A 22865-nucleotide genomic window follows, 5' to 3' on the forward strand; every position below is an offset into this window, starting at 1 on the left:
TAACGTTTCTATCCAATATATTGTTCGACCTGTTTAAGACGTTTTACGACCTATTGGATCACCCATGGAATTGCGCCACCTGCGTTACTTCATCGCCGTTGCCGAAGAACTGCATTTCGGCCGCGCCGCCTTGGCCCTGGGTATCTCCCAACCACCCTTGAGCCAGCAGATCCAGGCCCTGGAACAGGAGATCGGGGCGCGGTTGTTCGAGCGTACCAATCGTCGGGTCGAGCTGAGCGAGGCCGGTCGACTGTTTCTCGAGGAGGCGCGACGGGTTTTGGTCCAGGTCGATAAGGCCGCCGACGTAGCCCGTCGTGCCCAGCTGGGGGAACTGGGAGAACTGAAAATCGGCTTCACCTCTTCGGCACCGTTCAACTCCACCATTCCCCAGGCGATCTTCTCGTTCCGCCAGCGCTTTCCCGCGGTGCACCTGAACCTGCGGGAAATGAGCAGCACCCAAGTGGCCGATGCGCTGGTGGACGAGGTAATCGAGGTGGGCATCATGCGGCCGTTGCCACTGCCCGACGCCTTGAGGGAAATCGAACTCAGCCGCGAACCGCTGGTGGCCGTGCTCAGCGCCAAACATCCGCTGGCCCAGGGCAACGAAGAAGGCCTGTTTCTCTCGGCGTTGGCCCAGGAACCGTTCGTGTTCTTCCCGCGCAGCTACGGCAGCGGCCTGTACGCGCAACTCCTGAACCTGGCCCGCGACGCCGGCTTCAGCCCGCACTTCGCCCAGGAAGCCGGCGAAGCCATGACCATCATCGGCCTGGTGGCGGCAGGCCTGGGCGTTTCGGTCTTGCCAGCGTCTTACCAACGCATGCGAATCGATGGCGTGGTCTACCGGCCGCTGCTCGATCCGGCGGCGGTGTCAGCGGTGTGGCTGGTGCAGCGCAAGGACCAGCGTTCGCCGATGGCGAAGGGGTTTGTGGAGTTGTTGACTGAAAATATAGAAACCCACAGATCGGCGTGATGAATAAAAAACTTGCCTATATGTGAAGGGGCGCCGCAAGGCTAATGCTGGTCATGAGAAAAGTGATGGACCTGTGGCGAGGGAGCTTGCTCCCGCTCGGCTGCGAAGCAGTCGTAAACCGGCGGGTGCGGTGTGTCTGATGTTCCGCATCTGGCAGGTTTTGGGGCCGCTTCCCGGCCCAGCGGGAGCAAGCTCCCTCGCCACGGGTGTATCGATTGCCTTAGGTGAAAAATGTGTTTTGCTGTTTTTAATGTACTACCCGCCTACGGCGCCAGGGCGTTGTTTCGAAAGTATGTAACCGGTGCCCAGCCTGCATAAGAGCTCAATGGGCTATTGCCTCATAGCCCATTACCCTTCGAGCGTTGTGCCTATAAATCCAGTTTTGTCTTCAGGCTGTTCATGATCTCCACCCGGTTTTCAAGGTAGTGGCTCAGGCCCTTTGCGCGCAGATGACAGGCGGCGCAGTCACCGCAGCCTCTGCCCTTGATGCCGTTGTAGCATGTCAGTGTCTGTTGATCGATGAACTCCAACCACCCGTGATAATCGGCCAGCGCCCAGGTTTGGGCTTTGTTCAGCCACATCAAGGGCGTCTCGATGCGCAAGGGATAGTCCATGCCCAGTTCAATGGCGTTGTTCAGTGCCTTCACGAACGCATCGCGGCAGTCCGGATAGCCCGAGAAGTCGGTTTCACACACACCGGTGATAAGCGTTCTCGCACCCACCTGATACGCATAGATAGACGCCAGGGTCAAAAACAGAATGTTGCGCCCAGGCACGAAGGTGCTGGGCAGGCCATCTCCATCGCTGTTGGCCGCGGGCACTGGAATGTTGTCGCGGGTGAGGCTGCTGATGGCCAGTTCGTTGAGCAGGGTGGTGTCCAGTATTTTATGAACGGTCACGCCAAGGGCCTTGCAGAGTTGTTGCGCCACTTCGATTTCTTGACGATGGCGCTGGCCGTAGTCGAACGTGATGCAATGAACTTCGTCGTACCGGGGTAAGGCGTGAACCAGGCAGGTAGTCGAATCCTGGCCACCGCTGAAAACGATGACTGCTTTCTTTGTCATTTCATTCATTTGGACCTGTCCCAATAGGTGCTGAAGGAGTGACCCTAGCCCGAAGTTCAACACCTTGTTGTGGGAAGTTTCCGAATTTACGTGCTCCGCTTTCTCTATTTGGGTTTTCAGTCGCAAGTGAAGCCGCTAGAAGATCGCTGCCACGGCGGGTGCCGCACACCCGGAGAATCCTCGCCAATTGGAATTGTCCGTGCGCGGCGGCGCTTGCCGTGGCAGGCGGTACTCACCTCGGTCCTTTATTTTTTCACTTAGCCTTACCAGACCGTCGCAGGTTTATTGGCGTGGTAATCATAAAAACCCTGGAGTATCCAGGTATCGCCCTTGCGTTCGAACGCGGCGCGCCATGCGCTTCTGCCGCCACCGGGGGATAGCTGGGCCATGTCGTACCAGTAATATTTGTTGATTCGTTTTGTCGTGGCCCTGCCGGCTCGAATGTCATCCATGATTTCGTTGATCTTGGCTCGGGCCGCTTCGGGAAAGTTGTCATAGGACATCTGTGTTTCAGCCAGCGTGCTGATAGTCACCGTAAACTTGTCTATTGCGGTGGATGCTTCCCCCAGTACTGGTGAAGTGCTGGTGGTAGGTGATGTGCCAGTGACCTTCTTCGTCGGGACTTGGGTTACGACCTCGATATCAAACGCGTCGTAGTTCGAGAGTTTTTTTGCGAAGTTGGTAATGTCCTCTCCGGTGACCAGTAACGTCTTGCGCTGCGACTTGCCCTTGTTGGCGATGACATAAGGAATCTTGTTGTTGCGGATTTCCGTCAGGAGCCCGGGTTTGTGTCTTTTTTTCATCTCGTCCCGGAACGCGCCGAGCTTTTTCTTTTTGTACTCCGCGAAGTTTGCAGGGTTCGTTTTATAGTCCTCCCTGGCAGCCTCTACCTCTGGACCTTCTCCTGTAAACAGCGCGCCCAGGTCCTCCCAGACGCGCTTTTCCGCGACTTTGACCACCTCATGAATATCGTCCTGTATCTTGGTCATGGCGGCTTTCTTCTTTCCCTGTTCAGGGACGATGGTGATGAATAATGCGCCGGTGAGGTTGTCTGGCAAGGAGGACATCATCATCTTGAAGTTGCCTTCGTTGTCGAAAAGCTCCTTCTTGAGTGGCAGGGTCATGTCGAAAACTTTTATTTTTTGCGCGGCCGTCAGCTGGATCCCCTTTACCTGGGAGTCGATGTCTCGGGTGCAGTAGTCGACGGCCTGCCATACGTTGAATTTGTACAGCAGGCTTTCGTGGGGCTTCTTATGTTGCCCGAGGCCGTGGAGGCCCTTGTTGATCTGGTTGATTCGTGAAAGGTAAGTGTCTATATCGGGCGCGTCGATATCATTCATGCTCTCGCGCAAGATGCGTTCGGCCAGCTCCTCGGGCATCGAGTGGATGACCTTCTTTACCGTATTCACCACCTGTCGAGAAGGCCAGTGATGGTCGACCAGGATGCCCTCCACCAAGGCGTTATAGGTTTTCTGTTGCGCAGTTTCCGGGGCCCGACTGAACAGACTATGCAGGACTCCGCCACCGAGCAGGCGTTGCGGTTCTTCGATGTGCCAGCGACCGTTTTTCCACGTCACCGTCCGTTGATGGGTACGATTGTTGGGCGCGTAGATAATCCGCAGGCTTTCCTGTATCGCGGTTTTGCAGTAGTCATGCCCCATCTTCAAATAGGCTTGGCCGGACGCGTCCCTGTACAGGTTGCGACCTTCGGGGACGAGCCCTTTGCTGTCAAAACCTTTCAGGAGAAAAGGGCCTAGCTCGGGGTCGGGCATACGGGGCAGGGAAGACAGCTCCGGGCGGGTCTTGTCCCGGCGTCGTGCCGCGCGCGCCATGATCAGGTCCTGCCCGGCCTCTGCCACGACCTCACCCAGCCCGCTGATGAAATCACTGGCCCACTGGCTGAAGCTGCCGCCCTCGTCTTTTATGGCCGACACCGCAGCGCCCCCGGCCATCACCGGCAGGATCGCACGGCCCAGTACCCCGCCCAGGCGGCCCGCGTAGAACATGGCCATCGCGCCCGCCAGCAAGGTGACGCCATTCCTGCGCCCCTCCTGGGCCGCTGCGCTGTCGCGCTCGGCGTTCGTTACCATCAGCGCGTCAGCCGTCTTGAGCGCGTGGCTGATCTGCGTTTCGTGCAGTGCTTTGAGCAGGTCGCCTTTGACCACGGGGGAGGCGACCTTCAAGGCGAAATCATCCTGAACCCGATGCTTGATCCATGAGAAGGTGGACTGCGTGACTTTCTTTATCTTCTCGTTGAGCGTCAGGTTTTCCGCGGCCGGCACCAGGCTGGCAAGCTGATCGGCTTGTTCCATCAGCGGCAGTTGGGAAATCAGCCAGCGGGTCATTTCCAGCGTGCTGATGAGTGTCTTGACCAGGACCGCTTCCAGCTCCCTTTCGCTTCCTGCGTGGATGTCCCTGAACACTTTTCCGTCCGGCGCACCCGGCGTGTACAGCGTCAATGAAGGCCGGCTGGATAGTTTCCTGACGCCAAAGGCCAGCAGCTCTTTCAGCACACTGTCGCCCCACTGGATCTGCCGCACCACCACCTCGTGCCCGTTGACCTTGCGGCGTTCCTCAGGCATTGCGCTGTCCAACGCCGCCAGCACCAGGTTCAGGCCGGTGTTGTCCTTATCGTGTGTAAAGTCTCCCGATATATGCGCGGCCCACGCCTGCGCCCGCATTTGTTTGGCTTTCAGAGCCATCCATTGTGCCTGGCGCTCCCGGGCCGCAAGCAGCAACGCGGGCGGGATACGGGCACCCACATTTGCCCTTTCAATGATCTCCACGATCTGTGCAAAGCTCAGCGGCCCCTCTTCGGTGTGGTGGGAAGCGTTGCGTTCGTCCGGTGTCAGGTTGGACATGGCCCACTGCGTCATGGAACGGCAATCGTCGAATATCGCCTTCGCACTGCCTAGCGACACCCCGGACCCGAACGGTGACTCGCCCGTGGGCGCGTGCGAGTCGATGGTCTGCTTGCGGATACATAGGGATACCTGGTCAGGATCGACTGGGGCGTATTTGTCCTTGATGAAGCCGGCGAGCAGCGTGCGGGTCCGATCCTGGAGGGCGTCAGGGGACGCCAGCATCACGGGATCTGGCGGGGGTGGGGTATCCGCCAGGGTTATCTGCAGGTCCTGCAGCGCGTTCCACCAGGCCACGCGGTCGCTGCCGATCACGTTCGGGTTGGCGTGCAGCCAGTCGTCCAGTTTTTTCTGGTACAGCCGTAGCGCGCGCTCGTCCATGGCGCCGGCTAGGTCCAGCCTGTCCTTGAGGTTCGCCGCGATATCCAGCCTGGCGATCCAGGCGCTGATTTGCTCATCATCTCCCGGCCCGTTCAGCAACGCGTCGCTCACGGCGGTTTTTTGCGCCGCTCGCAGATCCATAACCAGGTAGGCAAGGAAGTCCCCGGCGATGGGGGCGATTGTCACGTCATACTGAACGTTATCGTCGGCCTCCAGGCTGGCCTTCAGCGCCGTCAGGTCCGCGTACACTTCCAGCGGCTTGCCCAAGCTGTACAGCACCGCGCTTGCCGGGTAGTCGGTATTGTCATGTCGGGTCAGTGCAACAGCGCCTGACACCGGCACGCTGAACCCCCATCCTTCAGGGGTGATACTGAGGCTGTAGACCCCGGGCCGGTCACGCTCTGCCAGCCTGGCGCGAGACGTTGCGTCCGGTGCCGACAGTGCATGTTCCGTCAGCGCCTTGTGCAGCGGCGGGCTCAGGGTTCCATCCAGTTGGTGGAGATCGGCCTGTGCCTTGAGTTGCCTACCGAATTCATCGGCCAGCCATTGGCTGACGCTGCGGTCCTGGCTAACGTCGGGCGGAGTGTCCCAGAAGTTGTCCAGTGCCCGCGCCAGCATTTGTTCATACGACGTTGGGGTGACGCTTATCAGTTGCTTGATTGCTTGCTTGGCGTCACGGCTATTCAGGGCTGCCGGCATCTCCGTGACGCTGTTCAGCTCGGTGACGATGTCTATATTGCCCAAATCGTCGAAGAACTCGTGGGCATTGATCTTTCCTGCCACCGCACGCCAGAAGAGCGTGTCGAGGGGGACTGTTTGCGCCACCTTTTTAAACGCCGGCGCGTTGGCTGCGCGTTCAGTTGGGGGGACGGCTTCATCTTGCAGTCGGCACACGCGTATTTCTTTGACGGCCAGCTTGTTCACCAGGGTGGGGAAGGCTTGCCTGAACCCATTATCCAAGTGCCGCGCAGCCACTTCCGAGGCGCGCGGAACGGCATCGTTCAGGCGGATCATCTGCTGCTGCGAGGCATTGAGTTGGTGTATCAGCAGGGCGCTAGCGGTTTGTAAGGGGGTGTTCTCCAGCATGTTCTCTTCCTGAAAGTTTTTCGGAAGGAACAACCTATTGAAGGTGCGCGAAGAGGGGGCGGTATATAGATACCGCATGGAGCGGCGACAGGCGGTGTACCGGTGTTGTGGATACATAATCGATGTGGCAGCGAGACTGTTCGCGATGCGCCTTGACGGGTCATGCTAACGGTCATGTTTTATCACGCAGAAATACCAGGATCGCCTCGCAGGTTGCCTGTGTTCTTTCTTCCAGTACCCAATGTCCGGTGTTGTGCAATATAAAAGAGTACGGTTGCGTGGTGATACATTTGACTTGCTCGGCCAGGGTACTTCCTCTCGAATGGTCCCCGCCGATAGTGAGCACAGGCACTGTCAGTTTATTGTTGGCGTATGCTTGATTATCACCCACATCATGCTCTATCCAGGCTGAATAAAGCTTGAAGGCTGCCTCCATGCGTCCGGGCTGGGAATAATCTTTCACCAAAGCCATACGCACCTCGTCCGGCATTGTGTCGTTGCCGGGGAATACAAAGTCGTCAAAAAACATGTCCAGGTAAGTTTTTTCCTGACCTTGGATCATGGTGAGTGCTGTCTTGCCAAAGAAGCGGAAATGCCACTTGCTGGCAATGCGGGCTTGCGGGTCTCCGTTATAAGCCGTTTCCCACCCTGGGATGCCAGGAATGAATCCGTCCATCAGGATAATACGTTTGGTTTCATCGGGATAAAGGGCTCCGTAGGCATAGGCAATCATTAAGCCCATGTCATGGCCGACAATATCAACCTGTTTGATATTCAGGTGGGTGACCAGCTCGTGCAGGTCATGCGCCATATTTTTTTTATCATAGCCGCTTTCTGAAATATCGGTTTCTCCAGCACCGCGATAATCAGGAACGATAGGCGTATAACCGGCACGCACCAATGGCCCCATCAATACCGTCCAATTGCGCCAGCTTCCCGGGAACCCATGCACCAGCAACACAGGGTTTGCGCCATCACCGCTTATAAGATAGTGCATGCGGATGCCGTTCACGTACACGTAGGCCCGTGTGAACGATGCACCCCCTACAACAATATTTTGTTCTACAGAAGGCGATGTGGCCTGGTGTCGAGAAGATAAGGCGATGGCGCCCGACCAGGCTATTGTGTCCATCATTTTCTTGTCCATTTTGGGAGCCGAGTTAATTTCATGAGCTACGCCGTGCAGCTCATAAGTAACGGCGAACTGTTTATCGAGCGTCAACTTCTAAGGTATTTTTTAAAGCATTTACAGCTTGTGGCTTTCCGAATGCTATCGATACTGTCGAAGTTGACAGTTCCGACAAGCGGCAATTGTTCCGATTGAGCCCCGGCAGAGCAGTTGCAGGTGAAAAAAAGCAGGGCGGAACTTGCATCGGACCCCTGTTGACTGTAGGAAAAGTCGCGTTTCCAGTTGCGATGTTTCCTATTCGCTCCAGATGCCCACGATGTTGGGGTTGCGATTCGCCTGTGTTGCAACGTTTTATTCATCATTCCGAATTGTCTGGCTCAGTGCTCTTTCCCGGCGGAAAGGGGACCCGCCTGAAGCCTGTGAATAAGGCCTTGGAAATGCACTCATCTTTGTACGCCCCCTACACCAACGAAGTCTCCTGTGACTATCTCCGTCATTTGGACGATCTGTACTTGGCGCAACAGCAACTCGATGGTGTTGACGAAAAAGTCATCACATTTATTAATCGACAAAAAGCATTCGTCAAAGCTCATCCCCCAATCGCTATTTACCGAGTGGCCACCGAGGGCAGCCAGACCCGTAACGGCGCAACGATCCAGCAAGTGTCATCGTCGTTGACGTTCACCTTGGATAATGGCTGGAAAGTACGAGCCGCGCGGAAAGGCGACCAGGTTGTGTATGCCGATGGCAGTACCGCGCGGATCGTAACCGCCGCGGGGGCAGCCAACAGTAATATTGCCCTGGTCGGCAGCCGTTTGAGCAATGGCGACGAGATCATCAATACGCTTCAGAGACGTTTTCTGATCATCGTGCGTGAAGGCGTGCCGATGGCAGAAGACTTTTTGCCCGCTCTCAAACTGGCGGATGTTCATTACTTGCACTCGGATGAGGTGAAGGAGAACATCCAATGAGCGTACAGCATAGATCCACTGTGGGAGCGAGCTTGCTCGCGATTGCGGTGGATCGGTGCCACAGCCGTTCCGGGCTTATTGCACCTTCGCCAAATCTCCCTTCAACGCAACGCCCGCCATGATCGCGCCGGCGTGGCATTCATAGGTGGTCGGGTCCTTGCGTTCGTTGCTCTTGTAGAAGCTGACAATGTTGGTGACGGCGTTGGCGCCGGCGTTCTTGGCGGCTTGGTGCAGGCTGATCAGGGCCGATTGCAGCACCCATTCGCAGGCGACTTCATCGGACTTGTTGAACGCGTTGGTTTTCTTGTTGGTCACGGCACCCGGGCTGACGACGGTGACGTTGCCGGCCGGTTTATTGCCGGCTAGGTAGAACTTCACGCTGCCGTCGATCTTGCCGGTGCGGATGGCTTCGGCCACGACTTTGTCGAACGGCAGGAACAGCGCGGTATCACGGGCCTGGCTGAGGCTTGGCAGGGTGCTGAGCAAGAGGGCGGTGGTCACAGCGATTTTCTTCAACGACATCGTGGTCTCCTTGACGAGGGGCAACAGGGTTTTGAATCCGATTCAGTGCCAGCGACGGAAAATCAGCGAGGTGTTGACCCCACCAAAGGCGAAGTTGTTGTTCATCACGTATTCGTTGCTCATCGACCTGAACTCGTTACGCAGGTAATCGAGCTTGCCGCATTGGGGATCAACCTCATCGAGGTTGAAGGTGTGCACGTAGAGGTCGCGGTTCATCATTTCGATGCTGAACCAAGACTCCAGCGCCCCGCAGGCACCCAGGGTGTGGCCCAGGAAACTCTTCTGTGAGCTGATGGGCATGTGTTCGCCAAACAGGCTGCTGGTGGCCAGGGTTTCGGCAATGTCGCCCTGTTCGGTGGCGGTGCCGTGGCCGTTGACGTAGCCAATGGCTGAGGGACTGAGGCCTGCGTCTTCCAGGGCCAGTTCCATGGCCCGGCGCATGGTGACCAGTTCTGGGCGCGTGGCATGCTGGCCGTCGGCGTTGCTGCCAAAGCCGACAATTTCGGCATGGATCCGCGCACCACGCGCCAGGGCATGTTCCAGTTCTTCGAGCACCAGCATGCCGGCGCCTTCGCCGATCACCAGGCCATCGCGGTCCTTGTCGTAGGGGCGCGGGCTGGTTTGCGGTGCTTCGTTTTTCAGGCTGGTGGCGTAGAGCGCATCGAACACCATCGCTTCGGTCGGGCACAGCTCTTCGGCGCCACCGGCGAGCATCAATGGCAGGCGCCCGAACTTGATGGCCTCGTAGGCATAGCCGATGCCATGGCTGCCGCTGGTGCAGGCGCTGGAGGTGGGGATCAGGCGCCCGGTCAGGCCGAAGAAGATGCTGATATTGGCCGCCGTGGTGTGGGGCATCATCCGCACGTAGGAGTTGGCGTTCAGCCCTTCGGCCACGCTGTTGAGCAGCATGTTGCCAAAGGCCTTGATCTCGTCGGTGCTGCCGGTGGACGAACCGCAAGACACGCCCATGCGCCCGTCTGTGATCGACTCGTCGCCCAGCAGGCCGGCGTCGGCCAGGGCCTGTTCCGCCGACGCGACCGCCAGGCGCGAAACCCGGCCCATGCTGCGCAGTTGCTTGCGGGTCCAGTGGGCCGGGACCTGGAAGTCGTCGATGGGACCGGCCAGGCGGGTGTTCAGTTCGGTGAAACGGTCCCACTCATCCATGCGCCGGATGCCGCTGCGGTTGGCGGCGAAGTTGGCGGCGATGGTGTCCCAGTCGCTGCCGATGGAGGTGATGCCGGCCATGCCGGTAACGACGACGCGCTTCATCAGCACAAGCCTCCATTGACGGCCAGGACCTGCCGGGTGATGTAGCCGGCTTCGGCCGACATCAGGAAATTTACCGCACCCGCCACTTCTTCCGGGGTGCCCATGCGCTGGGCGGGGATCATTTTCATCAGTTCCTCCACCGGGACGTTTTCATCGAGCATGGCGGTATCGATCAGCCCGGGCGCGACGCAATTGACGGTGATCTTGCGCTTGCCCAACTCGATTGCCAACGCCTTGGCCGCGCCGATCAAACCGGCCTTCGAAGCACTGTAGTTGACCTGGCCGCGATTGCCGATCAGCCCCGAAACCGAGGTGATGCAGACGATCCTTCCGGCGGCGCGACGACGGATCATCGGCATCATCACCGGGTGCAGCACGTTATAGAAACCGTCGAGGTTAGTGCGCATCACCACATCCCAGTCGTCTTCGCTAAGGGCTGGGAAGGCACCATCACGGGTCAGGCCGGCGTTGAGCACCACACCGTAATAGGCGCCGTGGGTTTCGACATCGGCTTCGAGAATGGCCTTGCATGCGGCGCGGTCGGCCACGTCGAATTGCAGCACCCGGGCGTTGCGGCCCAGGGCCTGGATTTGCGCCTGGACCGTCTCGGCCTCGGCGCGGCCGCTACGGCAGTGCAGCACGATGTCGTGCCCGGCCTGGGCCAGGCGCAGGGCGATGGCGCGGCCGATGCCACGGCTGGAGCCGGTGACCAGTACGGATTCAGTCATGACGGGTTTCCTGTTGCGGACGGTTCATGAAGGTAATGGGCGGCCTGGGGCGGACGGAATACGTTGAGCCGGGCCGAGGCGTGGATGCCGGGGGCGTGGATGTGGCATTCGAACACGCCCATGCCGTTGTCGTCTTCCAGGGAGCGCACGCCGTGGATGGTCAGCTCGACGCCGACGGGAAAACACTCGACATTGCATTCGAACTTGCGGGTGCCGAGCAAAAAGCCCAACTCCACGGCATCGCCGCGTTGGCGTGCATGACAACCGGCAAAGGCCGCGACGCTTTGCGCCATCAGCTCGATGCCGACCCAGGCTGGCAGCGTGCCATCGTCGCGGCTGAACAAACCGCCGGGCTTGACGGTGGCGTGGGTATGGATCTGTTCGTCATCGAACGACAGGATCCGGTCGATGAGGATCATGTCGCCGGCATGGGGCAGCAGTTCGGCGAGCGGCCAGTCAATCATGGGGCGTCTCCGATAATCAGGCTGACGTTGTTGCCACCGAATGCAAATGAATTGCTCATCAGGCGGCGCGGGGTGGCCGGGCTCAGGTGGGTGCCGGCGGTGACCCAGTCCAGCGCCGGCAGGGCCGGATCGGCCTGGCCGTCCCAGACATGCGGCGGCAGGGCCAGGACGGTATTCTCCGAGCTCAGGGCCAACCAGCAGAACGCCGCTTCCAGCGCCCCGGCCGCGCCGAGGGTATGGCCGGTCATGGGCTTGGTGGACGAGCAGGGCACGCCCGCCGGAAACAGCCCGGCCACCGCCTGGCTTTCCATGGCGTCATTGTGCTGCGTGGCGGTGCCATGCAGGTTCAGGTAGTCGATCTGGCTGGCCTCGAGGCCGGCGCAACGCAGGGCTTTTTCCATGGCCTGGCGGGCGCCGCGACCACTGGGTTCAGGTGCGGAAATATGGTGGGCATCGGAACTGGCGCCGTCGCCGAGCAAGGCAATCGGTGTCCCGTCGCCTGGCGTCTTGCTCATGAGAAACAGCACGGCTGCTTCGCCAATGTTGATGCCGCTGCGGTTCACCGAAAACGGATTGCAGCGTTCGTTTGACACCGCTTCCAGGGCCGAAAAACCGTTGAGGGTCAGTTTGCACAGGCTGTCCACGCCACCGCACAGCACGGCATCGCACAGGCCCAGGTCCAGCAGGCGCCGGGCGCTCATCAAGGCGCGGGCGCTGGAGGTGCAGGCCGTGGAAATCACGTAGGACGGGCCGCTCAGGCCGAGCCAGTCGGAAAGAAAGTTGGCCGGCGCGCTGAGTTCCTGTTGCTGGTAGTCGTAGCCGTCGGGGAAGTGTTGCTCGCGCAGGTAATGGGCAATGCCCTGGCTGGCCTCGTCGATCCCCGAAGTGCTGGTGCCCAACACGATGCCGATGCGGGCGCGACCGTAGGCCTGGATGGCCTGGTCGATCTCGGCGCGAATCTGCAGCCCGGCTTCCAACAGCAGTTGATTGTTGCGGCTGCGGTGCGCCAATAGGGTTGGGGGAATGGGGGCGAGTTCACCCGGCACCGCGGCAACCGGCAACGCACGTTCGGCGACCCAGCCGTCCTTGATACGCACGCCCGAGCAGTCGCCGGCAAACAGGTTGCGCGCGACGCTGTGCTTGTCGCGGCCCAGGGCACAGATCACCCCGAGGGCATTCAAATAGGCGGTCATGGGGCGTTCTCGGTCAACGGTGTGATGCGGTAGCGGGGGCCTTGGGGCAGGCTCATTTCAAAATCCAGCGGCTGCGTGTAGCGCACCTGCCAGCGACTATCAAGGGTCCGTTGCGACGCCTGTTGCCGGGCGGCCGGGTAGTTGTCGGGCAGTTCGGCTTCGGGGGTCAGGGCGAACAATAGCGCGGCGAACAACTCCCGGGCCTCGGCATTGGGCGGCAGCAGACCGTCGGCTTGCCACTGACCTGCGACCAGGCGCTGACGGGCCACGGGAATGCCCAGCGGGTCCATCATCGACCAACGGATGCCGGCGTCTTCGCGCTGGATCACCAGCAACCAGTCCTGGCGTTGGCCGACCAGGGTCCGCTCGATGTGCAGTTGCATCGGCAAGGCCAGGGTTGGCGTGCGCTCGGGCAGCGGCGCATGGCTGGCGCAGGCACTGAGCAGCAACAGGCAGACGATAAGCAGGGCGCGAATCATCCGATGATCCCTTCGACGGGCTTGCGCGCCACCACATTGACCAGGGTTTCCTCTCGCTCGCCGAACGGTTTGGCCCGGCGCAGGCCAAAACGCTCCAGCAAGCCGAAGTCCTTGGCGCGGCTCCACCACAGGTACGGATAGGACACGTTGCGGGCTTCGAACTGGAAACCCTGCCCACGGATCATCTCCAGGTACTGCGCGGCACTTTTCTGCACGTGCATGGGATGGCGGAACAGCCAGCGGATCACCCAGGTATCGATGTAGGCCTCGGTGGATTCGGCGAACATCAGGTAACCACCAGGCTTGAGTACGCGGTAGAACTCGGCGAGGGCTTCTTCCTGCTCCACCAGGTGATGGAAGGTCTGGTGGCAGAACAGCAGGTCGACGCTGGCATCCGGCACTGTCAATGTCGCGCAGTCGCTGCCGATCAGCTCCACGGTCATGCCCTGGCGCGCGGCCTCCTCCCGGCTCAGGTCCAGGCTGTGGGGGTCGGCATCCACGCCGATCAGGCGGTGTGGCGCGAACACCTGGCGCAGGTACTGGAATGATTTGCCCTGGCCGCAGCCGGCGTCCAGCAGCACCGGGTTGCTCGGCAGCGGGGTGCTGAACAGGCTGCGCAGGTCGTTGATCGCCACGCGCAACACATGGTGCTGCCAGGTGTGGCTGCGCAGGAACCAGAAACCGAAGCGGGTTTCTTCGACGTAGTTGTCGCTCAAGTAGCTCATGGTTGCTGACTCATGGCGCCGGGCTCGCGCAGATTTCCGAGAGCATGCGCAGGCGCCGCTTGGGTTCGCTGACGAACGGGTTGCGCTGATCCCAGGCATAGCCGGCCAGGATCGAGCTGATCATGCGGCGGATGTCGTCCGAGCCTTCGGTGTAGAAAATCACGTCCTGGAAGGTGCCGGCGTACCAGCCCTCGACATAGCAGCGGAAGGTGTCGACGCCGCGCTTGAGCGGCTCGGCAAACTCGCTTTGCCAATCCACGCTTTCACCTTGCAACTGACGGTGGAGCACGTCGGCGGCCATGCTCGCCGAACGCATGGCAATGGTCACGCCGGAGGAGAACACCGGGTCGAGGAATTCCGCGGCGTTGCCCAGCAGGGCGAAGCCTGGGCCGTGCAGGGTCTTGACGTTGGCCGAGTAGCCGCCGATGGTCCGCGCCGGGGTGTCCCACACGGCATTCTTCAACACGCCGGCCAGGCTTGGGGTTTCGTCGATGAAACCGCGCAGGCAGGCATCGAGATCGTCGGTGCGGCCGGCGAAATGTTCCGCCGCCGCGACCACGCCCACCGAGCAGCGCCCGCCGCTGAACGGAATGGTCCAGAACCACACGTCGCGCTTGCTCGGGTGGGTGGTGATCAGAATCTTTTCTCGATCGAACGCCGGGGCGTCGATGCGATCCTCGATGTGGGTGAACACTGCTTGGCGCACCGGGAAGTTCGACGGGGCTTCGAGGTCCAGCAGGCGCGGCAGGACTCGGCCATAGCCGCTGGCATCGAGCACGAAGTCGGCCTCGACACAGTACTCGCTGCCATCTTCGCGCTGCACGCCCAGTTGTGGTTTGGCGAGGCTGAAGTCGGCGCTGGTGATCGCTTGGCCGTAGCGGATCTCCACGCCTTGCAGGGCGGCCTGGTCGGCCAGCAACTTGTCGAAGTCGGCGCGTTGCACCTGGAAGGTCGTGGGCTTGCCGTTGCTGAAGGTATCGCCGAAATCGAAGGCGCTGTAGCGCTCGCCCCAGGCAAACGCGGCGCCGTTCTTGCGCTGGAACCCGGCGGCATTCACCGCGTCGAGCATGCCAGCTTCTTCGACGAAATCCAGGCAATGGGACAACAGGCTCTCACCGATGGAGAACCGGGGGAAATGCTGGCGCTCGATGACCAGCACCTCATGGCCCTTGCGCTTGAGCAGCGCGGCGGCGATGGCGCCGGAAGGGCCTGCGCCAATGATGACGACCTGTCGACGTTCCATTTCAACTGTTGGCACTGGAGCTCCTGGCCGGGACGGCAATCGAGGGAATACGGTGCAAACCGGTCACGGCCGGCAGCAATGTGGCGATCAGCCCCATCAGCATCAGCGTGAAATACAACGCGGGGCTGATGAGCTGTTGTTGCAAGAGCAGATTGAGGAACACGATTTCACTCAAGCCGCGAATGTTCAGCAGGATACTTTCGCGCCAGCGACTGGCGCCGGCGAATGACGCCGCGGCCCAACCCAGGCCCAGCCAGTTGCCCAGTAGTTTGCTGGCAATGGGCAACAGCAGCAACGCCGTCAATTGCACCCAGTCGAGGCTGCTCATGGCGCTGTGGACGTCGATCTGCACAATGCCGAACGTGAGAATCAGCGGGATCGCCAGGTACGTCTGCAAACCCTGCATCCAGGCGATATTGAACGGCAGCCTCAAGGGCACTTTGAGCGCGGCCATGCACAGCAGATAGCCGATGCCGACGATCAGTGCATTGAGCCGGTAGTGTTCGGCCACCACCAGCAGGGCAAAAAACACGCCGCTGTACAGCAACGGCTGGCGCAGGCCAACCAGGCGCAACAGCAGCGGCACGCAGGCGCCGGCCATCGGCAACAGCAGGCTGCCCAGGTGGAGACTGCCCTGGGCCAGGCCGAACAGGCTCCAGCAGGCCAGGTCGATCAGGATCGCCGTTTGCACCAGTCGCCGAGTGGCGGCGGGTGGGTAATCGATGTGACGCAGATACAGATACAGCACAGGGATCGCTGTGATCGCAAACAGCAGTCCCACCGCCAGGGAGCTGATCCAGGGCTGGGGCGGCAGCAACCAGAACGCTGTCGCCAGACCGCAGGCGAATGGAACGACGAAGCTTGGCAGGGCGATTTTCACGCTCTGGCGGTCCAGGCGCAGGTCGATCACGTCGCTGAGGATATGCCCCAGCAACAGCGCGAACGCGAGGCTGTAGAGATTCTTCAGCCACACCGGCGACACCAATTGCGCGCCGCTGAGCTGCCAGCCCGGCTCGATCCAGAAATACATCAGCAGCGGCAGGCCGAAGGTCGCCAGCAACAACTGGCTGACAATCGGGATCAACCCGAAACGAGCGCCCAGGCGTGTGGCAACTGCGAACAGCCCCAGGGCCATGAGCCAGAACAGCAGGGTCATCATTGGGTGGGCTCCGCGACCGTCGCCGCGTGGGCTTGTTGTCCGGCCCAGGGCGCCAACATGAAGCTGAAGGCCAGCCCCAGGCTCACCGCCAGGCCGAAGTTACTCACCGCCGGTGTGCTGGACAGCGCCAGCAGGCCGAACGACAGCCAGGTGGTGACCGCCGCCAGGAACGTGCCCAGCAGGCTCACGGCGGCACCGCCGATCTGTTCGCGCATCAGGATCGCGTAGTCGACGCCGATGGCCGTCACCAGCAACAGGCCGAACAGGCTGAACAAGGTCAGCGGCTGCCCCAGCCAGCCGAGGCTCGCCAGGCTGCACAGCGCAGCCAGCAGCGGCAGTGCCACGATGCGCAAGGCGCCGCCGACGCCAAACGGCCAGATCAGCACCAGCACAATCAGCACGCAAGAGGCCAGTTTCAACTCGGCGGCGCTGACCTGCGTGGCGGCGAAGACCCGGTTCAGGTCGCCCAGGCGATCCACCAGTTGTACGCCTGGCAGATCCACCGCCTGTATCCGCAGCAGCGCCGCATCGTTCAAACCTTGCAAGCTGACCACCGCCGCGACGCCTTGCGCTGTTGGTCCGAGCCAGAGTGTGCGATACGGCTCGGCCAGCGGACCTGCCAGTGCGGCGTCAATGTCGGTCACCGGCAGGGCCTGTAATTGCGCCAGTTCCGCTTGCAGCGCAGCGACCGGGACGCCCAGGTCCAGTAGCGGTTGCCAGACGGCTGGCAAGCGCCCCAGGGCCTCACGCACTTTCTGTTGTTCGGCGGGTGGGCTGACCAGTTGGTTCAGCGACAGGTAGCCCTGGAGCTTTTCCAGGCCGATCAACTGATCCAGCCGCTCGTTGAGGGCGGTCTGGCGCTCCAGCAGTTGGGATTGATCGTCGGCGCGGATCAGGAAGAACTGGCTGGTGGGCTGGAAACCGGTGATGCGCGCGATATCGCGGGCTTCGTCGGTCAGGTGCTGGGGCGTGCCGATCCACTGGCGGATGTCGTTTTTCGGGGTCAGGTGCCAGAGCCCACCCGCGCAGAACATCAGCAACAACATCAGCAGGGCCGGCGTGCGTACCCGTTTCAGCAGGGCTTCGCGGGCCTTGAGCAGGTATTGGCAGACTTGGAGCGGCCATTGGGCGGGACGCAACTCTGCGCCCTTGAGCAGCGCCGGTAGCAGGCAGACGGCGCTCAGGTAAGCGCCGACGAGGCCAGCGGCGGAAAATATCGCGATCTGGGTCAGGGCCGGAAAGGGCGTCCAGGCCAGGGCCAGGTAGCCAATACAGGTAGTCACAAGGCTCAGGCTCAGCCCCGGCAGGGTCAGACGCAAGGCCGGCCAGCTGCGCCATGGCTTCAGGCTCCAGCTCTTGGACAGGTAGTGCAGCGGGTAATCCACGGCCACGCCAATCAGGCTGGAACCCAGGACCAGGGTCATGACATGCATGCGGCCAAACAAGGCCACGCAGGCCACCGCGCCGAACAGCACGCCCACCAGCACCGGCACGAACGCCAGCCATACTCGCAGGCGCCGGAAGGCCAGCAACAGCAACAGCAAGATGCCGACGGTCGCGCCACCGCCGACCCAGGTGATTTCCCGCGACGCCTGTTGCTGGCCGCTGGCGGCGTACAGCAGGCCGCTCGCCGCCAGCAGTTGACCTTGGGCCTGGCTCGCCTGGTCGCGGCTGCGTTGCAGCAGCTCGGCCACTTGCAGCGGCAGGTTCATGTCGAAGGCGTTGCCCTGGGCGCGGGCCCGCAGCATCACCCAGCTTTTACCGTCGGCATCGGCGACCAACGCACCGCTGCCGATGTCGAATTTGATCGCGCCGCGTTGTGGCTGGCTGTTCTGGATGCGCCCGGTCAGGCCCAGCCAGTCGTCCTGGTTCGGCACCAGGCTGAAGCCGCTGAACGGGTCGAACAGGGCCTGCACCCGTTGTTGGATGAACGCCTGGGGCTGCTCGATCAATTGCTGCCGGTCCGCCGCCGAGAGCATCGCCAGCCGCCCGTTGAGCAATTGCGTGCGCAGCGCCGGCAAGTCGGCCTGCAACGTCCACTGCACCTTGTCGAACAGACCGCTGGCCTGCCATTGCTCGCCGAGGGTTTGCGCCAGGGCGATGGCCTGCTGGCGATCGGTGTGGCCGACCAGTACCAGCATCTCGCGATTGAGTGGCTCCTGCATGCGTTGTTCGGCGATCAGTTCCAGGGCATCGGGCGACGTGCCCGGCACCAGCTCCATGAGATTGGCCGACAACGGCGCGCCGTTGCGCCATTGCCAACCGGCGAGCGCCAGCACCGCCAGCAGCAGGATCAGGAACAGCCGGGGCAGCATCCGTTCACTCGGCAAAATCATGTTGCTCCGCTTCGCTCAAGGGTTGTGCGCTGTTGCTGTCCTGCATGCGCAGCACGGTACTGTCGCCTTGGGTTTCCAGCAGTTCGATGCGCTGCACCAGTTCGCCGCCGTCGATGTTGATCTGGTTGAAAACCTGCTTGAGCAGCACCGAGCGCGGGGTCAGGGTGAGCTTCCATTGTTGCGGCTCGCCCGACAGGCTCAGTTCGAAATCCCGTTGCAGGCCTGTGCTGTCTCCCTGCAATACCGCCAGGAACAAGCGGTTCTGCTCGGCGCCGGCGCTCTTGTTCGGCAGCATCTGCCAGGCGTTGCCATCCCGCCGGGCGATGCCCTGGGCGGTGATGCGGTAGTCCTGTTGCAGCGGGGTTTGCAGCAGCCACAGCAGTCCATGGTTTTTCGCCAGCACGAAGCGTCCCTTGCTGGTGAGGGGCTGGGGCAGGGCGCGCAGGTGTTTTTCCTGGATAAACTGCCCGTGGATCACTTCCGGGCGGGCCAGTTGGTCGCTCAACTGTTGCAAGTCGAACGCCTGGGCCAGGGGTGCCAGGCAGCACAGCAACAGCCAGACTGACAGGCGCTTCATGGCAGTTTCCTTTCCACGGCTTCGACAAAGACCCGGGGCGAGGCCAGCAGCATTTCGCGACTGGCGAGGTCCACGGCCACTTGCACCGAACTGGCACGGGTCAAGCGCTCGCCCGTGGTTGCGTCGCTGATCAGGTAATTGATCTTCAGCCGGTTTTCCCACTCCACCAGACTGGCACGCACGGTCAGGGCCTGGCCGAACACGGCGCTGCGCACGTAGCGCAGTTGCAGGTCGATGATCGGCCATGCGTGGCCGGATTCGAGCATGTCGTTGTAGTTGTGGCCGATCAGGTCGAGCAAGGCGCAGCGGGCCACTTCCAGATATTTGATGTAGTGGCCGTGCCAGACCACGTTCATCGAATCGACATCGAAGAACGGCACCACGATGTGTGTGTCGACGTGCAAAACACCTTGGCTACGCATGCAGCCTCCAGTGTTGCTCGGCGATGCGTTGCAAGCACAGGCGCAGTTCGCCTTCCAGGGCGCGGTCTTCGATGACCGGGGCGAAATCCTCGGCCAGTTGCTCGTGCATGGCGGCCAGGGCCGGCGGCAGTGGGCGAGCGTCTTCGGCGCGGCTGCGCAGCCATACGCCCTGGTTGGCGGCCAGCAAGGTCGCGGCGGCGACTTGTTCGGTCAGCTCCAGCACGCGGATGGCGTCCCGGGCGGCGATGGTGCCCATGCTCACCTTGTCCTGGTTGTGGCACTCGGTGGAGCGCGAGAACACGCTGGCCGGCATGGTGTTTTTCAGGGCTTCGGCGGTCCAGGCGCTGGTGCCGATCTGCACGGCCTTGAAGCCATGGTTGAGCATCGCTCGGTCGGCGCTGGCGCCGGACAGGTTGCTCGGCAGGCCATGGTTGTAACGCTCGTCCACTAGCAGCGCGAGCTGGCGATCCAGCAAGTCGGCGACGTTGGCCACCAGGTTCTTCAGGCTATCCATGGCGAAGGCGATATGCCCGCCGTAGAAATGCCCGCCGTGCAGTACGCGCTCGGCTTCGGCGTCGATGATCGGGTTGTCGTTGGCACTGTTGAGTTCGGTTTCGATGAACGCGCGCAGCCAGCCCAGGCTGTCGGCCAATACCCCAAGCACGTGGGGCGCGCAGCGCAGGGAGTAGCGATCCTGGAGGCGGTGCAACGGCGCGGTCGGCGCGTCGATGGCCAGGTCCTTGCGCAGCCACGCGGCGACTTGCATCTGTCCCGGGTGCGGCTTGGCGGCGAACAGGCGCTCGTCGAAATGTTCCGGGTTGCCCTGCAGGGCGACGACGTTCAACGCAGTGATGCGGGTTGCCAGTTGCAACAGGTAATCGGCCCGGGCGAAGGCCAGGCAGGCCAGGCCGGTCATCACGGCGGTGCCGTTCATCAGCGCCAGGGCTTCCTTGGGCCGCAGCACCAGCGGGGTCCAGCCCAATTCGCGGTGCACATCGGCGGCCAATCGCCGTTCGCCACGGAACATCACTTCCCGTTCGCCGGACAGCGTGGCGGCGACGTAGGACAGCGGCGTCAGGTCGCCGCTGGCGCCCACCGAGCCTTCTTCCGGAATCAACGGCAGGATGTCGTGTTCAAGAAAGGCCTGCAGGCGTTCCAGCAGTTCCACCCGCACCCCGGACACGCCGTGGCACAGCGACTGCAGACGCGCCGCGAGCACCGCACGGGTGGCCTGGGCGTCGAGCAGCTTGCCCAGGCCGCAGCCGTGGAACGTATACAGGTGACGCGGCAGGGCCTCGACGTGGTGCAACGGCACGGCCACCACGCAGGAGTCGCCGTAACCGGTGGTCACGCCGTAGATAACGCCTTCCTTGTCCAGCAAGGAATCGAGGAATTGCGCACCCTTGGCGATGCGCTGGCGGAACGCCGGGTCATCCTGCAACTGCGTCGGTGCCTGACGGTTGGCCAGGGCCAGCACATCTTCGATGCGCAAAGGGCGTTCGCCGAAGGTTACCGGCTCAAGAGTGGGCATCGTCATCGGTCTTCCAGAAAGGGTAAAAGTTGAACCACTGTTGGGGGGCCTGGAGGCAGTATTGCGCCAGGCGCTCGGCGTAGCGGCCAGCCCAGTGGGCAATCACTTGCTCGCGGTCGTTGCGTTTCCACACCACGGCATCGGCGAAGGGTTCGAGGGTGACGCGATAGCGCCCCTCGTGCTTGAGGCACATCAGCAGGTTGACCGGGCATTTCAGCAGGCCGGCCAGCAACCAGGGGCCCTGGGGAAAAGCGGCCGGCTGACCCATGAAGTCCACAGTCACGCTGCGCCCGCCGTGCAGCGGTACGCGGTCACCGGCAATTGCCAGCCACTCGCCGCGCTCCAGGCGTTCGCTCAACTGCAACATGATCACCGGGTCCAGCTCGCTGACCTGGATCAGCCGCAGGTGCGTGGCACCGGCTTCGCCCAGCAAGCGGTTGAACTGCTCGGCGTGCTTGGTGTGCACCAGCACGTTCATGGTGACTTTCTCGCCCAGCTCGGCCAGGGCCCGGCACATTTCCAGGTTGCCCAGGTGAGCGCCCACCAGCATTTGCCCGCGGGTGTCTCGCAAGTGATTGCGCAGCAGTGCCTTATCGACGATTTCGATCTGGTCGATGCTCAGCTTGCCGTTCCAGACGTCGAGCTTGTCCAGCAGGGAGTCGGCAAACGCCATGAACTGGCCGAACACCCGCCAGTGGCTCGGGTGCAGCTCGGGACGTGCGCTCCAGTCGGCCAGGCGCTGCTGATATTGCCAGGCCGCCTGGCGCGCGCTGCGGCCGAAAATGAAGAAGTACAGGACGATGCCGTACAGCACCGGAGTCAGCAAGCGCCGGCCTAGTACTTTGGCAGCGACTGCGGTGAGTTTCATCAGCCAGAAACTGCCGCGCTCCTGGCGGTCGGCCCAATGTTGCTTGTCTTGCTGAAGGCTCATGCTCGCCACCGTCGCCAGAGAATCAGGGGAAAGCGCACGAGCATGCCGAAGAACAACCGGGTGTGCATGCTGGAAATCAGCACGTTGTCGTGGAACAGGCGAAAGTGCGAGACCCCGTCCTGGGGGTAATGGACCCGCGTGTGCAGCCAGCGCATCGGCTGATTGCGCCAGGCCAGGCGCACGAGAATGTCCGAATCGAAATCCATGCGCTTGCCGATATTGGCCGAGTCGATCAGCGCCAGGGTCGGTGTCAGGGGATAGACCCGAAAGCCGCACATGGAATCGCGGATTTGCAAGGACAGGCTGTTGATCCAGACCATCACGTGGGTCAGGTAGCGCGCGTACAGGCGACCTTTCGGCACACTGGCGTCGTAGCGCGGATAACCACAGATCACCGCGTCCGGGTGGGCACGGGATTGTTCGATGAAGGCTTTCACGTCGCCAAGGTCGTGCTGCCCGTCGGCGTCCACCTGCAAGGCGTGGCTGAAACCCAGGCGCGAAGCCTCGCGCAGGCCAGTCATCACCGCGCCGCCCTTGCCCTCGTTGACGGCTAGCCTGACCAGATGAACCCGCTCGCCCTCTGCCAGCCGGTCGAGCACGGCGGCACACGCCGGGCTGCTGGCGTCATCCACCAGCACGCAGGGCAGTCCGTTGGCGAGCAACGCCTGGACCACCGCCGAGATGGCGGTTTCGTGGTTGTAGACCGGGATGACGGCGCAGGGGTTATGCATGCGGCATGTCTCGGTGGCTAAGGTGCACTTTGTGGCGAGGGAGCTTGCTCCCGCTCGAGTGCGAAGCACTCGCTCTTGTAGCACCAGGGGCTG

At 61.7% G+C, this 22865-nt stretch carries 20 protein-coding genes and 1 pseudogene; 3 read left to right on the top strand and 18 right to left on the bottom strand.

The window, feature by feature from the left end:
• The first annotated feature begins 64 nt into the window (after positions 1 to 64).
• Both BLT00_RS13900 and BLT00_RS32495 read left to right on the top strand, forming a co-directional pair.
• Positions 65 to 970 carry a LysR family transcriptional regulator gene (locus BLT00_RS13900; RefSeq protein ID WP_092146758.1) on the top strand — a complete coding sequence of 302 codons (906 nt, stop codon included), beginning with the start codon at positions 65 to 67 and terminating at the stop codon, positions 968 to 970.
• Between the two features lie 228 nt (positions 971 to 1198).
• Positions 1199 to 1288: pseudogene (locus BLT00_RS32495) on the top strand (VUT family protein); the annotation flags it as partial.
• A gap of 50 nt (positions 1289 to 1338) precedes the next feature.
• Here BLT00_RS32495 and queC read toward each other — a convergent pair.
• The 3 genes from queC to BLT00_RS13915 form a co-directional block, all read right to left on the bottom strand.
• On the bottom strand, positions 1339 to 2034 hold the full coding sequence (gene queC / locus BLT00_RS13905) for a 7-cyano-7-deazaguanine synthase QueC (RefSeq protein ID WP_092146756.1): 696 nt from the start codon (positions 2032 to 2034) through the stop codon (positions 1339 to 1341).
• A 263-nt stretch (positions 2035 to 2297) separates the two neighbouring features.
• Positions 2298 to 6362, bottom strand: coding sequence for a dermonecrotic toxin domain-containing protein (locus BLT00_RS13910; RefSeq protein ID WP_092146754.1), 4065 nt, complete (start codon positions 6360 to 6362; stop codon positions 2298 to 2300).
• Between the two features lie 172 nt (positions 6363 to 6534).
• Positions 6535 to 7584: an alpha/beta fold hydrolase gene (locus tag BLT00_RS13915; RefSeq protein WP_371856957.1), complete on the bottom strand. Its 1050-nt coding sequence runs from the start codon at positions 7582 to 7584 to the stop codon at positions 6535 to 6537.
• 245 nt (positions 7585 to 7829) lie between these two features.
• Here BLT00_RS13915 and BLT00_RS13920 point away from each other — a divergent pair, with 245 nt between their 5' ends.
• A complete protein-coding gene (locus tag BLT00_RS13920) occupies positions 7830 to 8462 on the top strand; it encodes a PAAR domain-containing protein (protein ID WP_256571721.1) in 633 nt (210 codons plus the stop codon).
• 75 nt (positions 8463 to 8537) lie between these two features.
• Here the strand turns inward: BLT00_RS13920 and BLT00_RS13925 are convergent, their stop codons facing one another.
• The 15 genes from BLT00_RS13925 to BLT00_RS13995 are packed head-to-tail and all read right to left on the bottom strand — an operon-like array spanning position 8538 to position 22772.
• Positions 8538 to 8984, bottom strand: a complete 447-nt coding sequence (locus tag BLT00_RS13925) for a hypothetical protein (protein ID WP_063323280.1) — start codon at positions 8982 to 8984, stop codon at positions 8538 to 8540.
• Between the two features lie 42 nt (positions 8985 to 9026).
• Positions 9027 to 10253, bottom strand: a complete 1227-nt coding sequence (locus tag BLT00_RS13930; RefSeq protein WP_063323279.1) for a beta-ketoacyl-ACP synthase — start codon at positions 10251 to 10253, stop codon at positions 9027 to 9029.
• Positions 10253 to 10981, bottom strand: coding sequence for a 3-oxoacyl-ACP reductase FabG (gene fabG, locus BLT00_RS13935; protein WP_003197011.1), 729 nt, complete (start codon positions 10979 to 10981; stop codon positions 10253 to 10255). The genes BLT00_RS13930 and fabG overlap by 1 nt, the downstream gene beginning before the upstream one ends.
• Positions 10978 to 11445, bottom strand: a complete 468-nt coding sequence (locus BLT00_RS13940) for a hotdog family protein (protein ID WP_092146750.1) — start codon at positions 11443 to 11445, stop codon at positions 10978 to 10980. The genes fabG and BLT00_RS13940 overlap by 4 nt, the downstream gene beginning before the upstream one ends.
• Positions 11442 to 12638: a beta-ketoacyl-[acyl-carrier-protein] synthase family protein gene (locus BLT00_RS13945; RefSeq protein WP_092146748.1), complete on the bottom strand. Its 1197-nt coding sequence runs from the start codon at positions 12636 to 12638 to the stop codon at positions 11442 to 11444. Before BLT00_RS13945 ends, BLT00_RS13940 begins: the two co-directional genes overlap by 4 nt.
• Positions 12635 to 13117 carry a DUF3261 domain-containing protein gene (locus tag BLT00_RS13950; protein ID WP_092146746.1) on the bottom strand — a complete coding sequence of 161 codons (483 nt, stop codon included), beginning with the start codon at positions 13115 to 13117 and terminating at the stop codon, positions 12635 to 12637. Before BLT00_RS13950 ends, BLT00_RS13945 begins: the two co-directional genes overlap by 4 nt.
• Positions 13114 to 13842 carry a class I SAM-dependent methyltransferase gene (locus tag BLT00_RS13955; protein ID WP_092146744.1) on the bottom strand — a complete coding sequence of 243 codons (729 nt, stop codon included), beginning with the start codon at positions 13840 to 13842 and terminating at the stop codon, positions 13114 to 13116. The genes BLT00_RS13950 and BLT00_RS13955 overlap by 4 nt, the downstream gene beginning before the upstream one ends.
• Before the next feature lie 10 nt (positions 13843 to 13852).
• Positions 13853 to 15100, bottom strand: coding sequence for an NAD(P)/FAD-dependent oxidoreductase (locus tag BLT00_RS13960; RefSeq protein ID WP_063323274.1), 1248 nt, complete (start codon positions 15098 to 15100; stop codon positions 13853 to 13855).
• Entirely contained in the window at positions 15087 to 16244 is a 1158-nt protein-coding gene (locus tag BLT00_RS13965; RefSeq protein WP_092146742.1) for a sodium:proton antiporter, read from the bottom strand. The genes BLT00_RS13960 and BLT00_RS13965 overlap by 14 nt, the downstream gene beginning before the upstream one ends.
• Positions 16241 to 18580: an MMPL family transporter gene (locus BLT00_RS13970; RefSeq protein WP_092146740.1), complete on the bottom strand. Its 2340-nt coding sequence runs from the start codon at positions 18578 to 18580 to the stop codon at positions 16241 to 16243. The genes BLT00_RS13965 and BLT00_RS13970 overlap by 4 nt, the downstream gene beginning before the upstream one ends.
• A complete protein-coding gene (locus BLT00_RS13975; RefSeq protein WP_063323271.1) occupies positions 18564 to 19157 on the bottom strand; it encodes an outer membrane lipoprotein carrier protein LolA in 594 nt (197 codons plus the stop codon). Before BLT00_RS13975 ends, BLT00_RS13970 begins: the two co-directional genes overlap by 17 nt.
• Entirely contained in the window at positions 19154 to 19579 is a 426-nt protein-coding gene (locus tag BLT00_RS13980; protein ID WP_063323270.1) for an acyl-CoA thioesterase, read from the bottom strand. Before BLT00_RS13980 ends, BLT00_RS13975 begins: the two co-directional genes overlap by 4 nt.
• Entirely contained in the window at positions 19572 to 21116 is a 1545-nt protein-coding gene (gene hutH, locus BLT00_RS13985; protein WP_063323269.1) for an HAL/PAL/TAL family ammonia-lyase, read from the bottom strand. The genes BLT00_RS13980 and hutH overlap by 8 nt, the downstream gene beginning before the upstream one ends.
• Positions 21097 to 22041, bottom strand: a complete 945-nt coding sequence (locus BLT00_RS13990) for an LpxL/LpxP family acyltransferase (protein ID WP_092146738.1) — start codon at positions 22039 to 22041, stop codon at positions 21097 to 21099. Before BLT00_RS13990 ends, hutH begins: the two co-directional genes overlap by 20 nt.
• On the bottom strand, positions 22038 to 22772 hold the full coding sequence (locus tag BLT00_RS13995) for a glycosyltransferase family 2 protein (protein WP_063323267.1): 735 nt from the start codon (positions 22770 to 22772) through the stop codon (positions 22038 to 22040). Before BLT00_RS13995 ends, BLT00_RS13990 begins: the two co-directional genes overlap by 4 nt.
• Between the last annotated feature and the right edge of the window lie 93 nt (positions 22773 to 22865).

This window comes from Pseudomonas sp. NFACC51, assembly GCF_900103575.1.
GTDB lineage: Bacteria > Pseudomonadota > Gammaproteobacteria > Pseudomonadales > Pseudomonadaceae > Aquipseudomonas > Aquipseudomonas fluorescens_Q.